A 2,333-nucleotide genomic window follows, 5' to 3' on the forward strand; every position below is an offset into this window, starting at 1 on the left:
TCTTGATACCTTTTTGAACACAAAGCGCTTCAAAGTCCTTAAAGGTGCAGAGGTGGATGTTCGGTGTGTTATACCAGGTATGCGGCAAAGTTTTCGACATCGGCATTTTGCCATTCCACAAAAGGTAATGGCGGCAACGCCAATAGCCAAAATTTGGAAAGGTAACAATTCCCTGATTTCCGAGACGCATCATTTCATCAAGCATCACATCCGGACGCCGGACTGCCTGTAGAGCTTGCGTCATAATCACCGTATCAAACTGCTGATCGGCAAATTGAGACAGGCCTCTTTTGTCCAGATCATGCTCTATAACATTAACTCCCTTCTCAATGCATCGGGTTATCTGCTCTGACGCAATCTCTAGCCCATATCCAAGGACCTTCTTTTCCTGCTGTAAGTGCGCCAGTAAAGTGCCATCACCACAACCTAAATCGAGCACACGGCTGCTTTCTTTCACCCAGGGTTCTATCAGTCTCAGGTCGGCACGCATTATTTTATCTCCTCAGCAATACGCTTCATATAAGCTGAGAAGATAGCCATATAGCGCTCCGTTGGAATTAAAAACGCATCATGTCCATATTCTGAGTCTACCTCTGCATAACAGACACGTTTACCTGCTTTAGTCATAGCTTCAACCAAACGCTCTGAACGCTCGGGAGAAAAGCGCCAGTCTGTACTAAAGGAAACAACAAAATAGCCACACTGGGCTTTGCCTAGTGCTTTCTCAAGAGAACCTTCTGTTTTTTCAGCCGGGTCAAAGTAATCCAAAGCCCGTGTCATTAATAAATAAGTATTGGCATCAAAGGTTTTTGAGAAGCGCTCACCTTGATAGTTTAGGTAGCTCTCGACTTCAAACTCAACATCATAGCCAAAGTTGAAGGCTTCTTCCTTTAGATCCCTACCAAACTTTTCACCCATTGAGGCGTCAGACAGATAGGTCACATGACCAATCATACGAGCGAGCATCAAGCCTTTCGACGGTATGGTATCTTGGCTGTAATAGTGACCTTGATGAAAATCGGGGTCAGAGGTAATCGCTTTACGAGAGATTTCATTAAAAGCAATATTTTGAGCAGTCAGCTTAGGTGTTGAGGCAATAACCACCGCATGTTTCAAACGCTCGGGATAATTGAGCGACCACGCCAAAGCCTGCATACCGCCTAGACTCCCACCGACCACCGCAGCCCAAACGTCAATGTCTAAACGGTCAGCCAAGCGAGCTTGACTTTCGACCCAATCGTCAACAGTAATAATAGGAAAGTCTGGGCCATAGAGCTCACCGGTTTCAGGGTTGATAGTGTTTGGCCCGGTACTACCACTGCAGCCACCCAGGTTATTCAGGCTCACCACAAAAAAGCGATTGGTATCTATTGGCTTATCTGGGCCTATACACGAGTCCCACCAGCCAGGCTTCTTATCAGATTCCGAATGAAAACCCGCGGCATGATGATCGCCGCTCAAGGCATGGCAGATCAATATTGCGTTAGTTCTGTTTTCGTTCAGCTCGCCGTAAGTTTCATAGACAAGCTCATATTGTTGCAGCGTCTTGCCACTGATCAGATTTAGCGCTTGGTCAAAATGTGCAACTTTCGGCTCAACGATACCTACAGAGTGCATCGCTTGCGCGTTAGAAGTGTTTGGTGAGGAACTGGCAGTTTCAGGCATGCGTTGGATTAGGGCTCTTTATGATGCGTATCAAGAAAAGCGGAGTGTAAACGGCCCTCTAGCGAATGGCAATATCCTGAATACTAATCACATTGCTTGGCGGCGGTGTACTCAGGCTCTGATGTATTTGCTCAACTTCGCTAATTTGCTGATGCGTTCTATCGATCAGTTCTTTCAATTTAGCCTGCTGAACCTTTTTGTCCTTACTCGAACTCGCTAAATTCCTTAAGTGGCTCACACGCTCTTCGAGCATGGTTTTTTGCTCATGAGTATATTGAATAAGCGGTAATAAAGCCTCTTCTGGCCACTGCTTGGCTTGTTTAATAATTTGCAGCTGGATCAGACGCATCTCTGCAGCAAAGGTATTAAAAAAGTGATTTATCAGCACCGATTGTTCCGTCATAAACATTTTAGGTCGTCGACAGAACTTCACCAACTTTGCTTTCAAAGCCTCTAGCGCTTTGCGCTGCTCACCAATTGTAAACTTTCTTGGTTTAAGGTACTTGGCATGAACGTCCGACTTGAAGCGCTTATAAATTGCATGAACCATTTTGTCGGCAATTTTTGCTTCACTCTCGACATTATCGAGTTCTTTATCCATCTTATCGAAAAATTTATTCATCGAGTGAACCAAGCCAACGGTGCTCCAACAATCTTGCATATCACGC

2 protein-coding genes and 1 pseudogene are annotated in these 2,333 nt (G+C 45.3%); all 3 read right to left on the reverse strand.

Going from position 1 to position 2,333, the window contains the following annotated elements; genetic code table 11:
* Window positions 1-490: methionine biosynthesis protein MetW (gene metW / locus A3735_RS07695; RefSeq protein WP_068637863.1), on the reverse strand; the 490-nt coding region annotated here is incomplete at its 3' end.
* Window positions 490-1,665, reverse strand: coding sequence for a homoserine O-acetyltransferase (locus tag A3735_RS07700; RefSeq protein WP_068510016.1), 1,176 nt, complete (start codon window positions 1,663-1,665; stop codon window positions 490-492). The genes metW and A3735_RS07700, both read right to left, overlap by 1 nt.
* Window positions 1,666-1,723: 58 nt before the next feature.
* Window positions 1,724-2,333 (reverse strand): annotated as a pseudogene (locus A3735_RS07705) (hypothetical protein); the annotation flags it as partial.

It is taken from the genome of Oleiphilus sp. HI0061 (assembly GCF_001635675.1).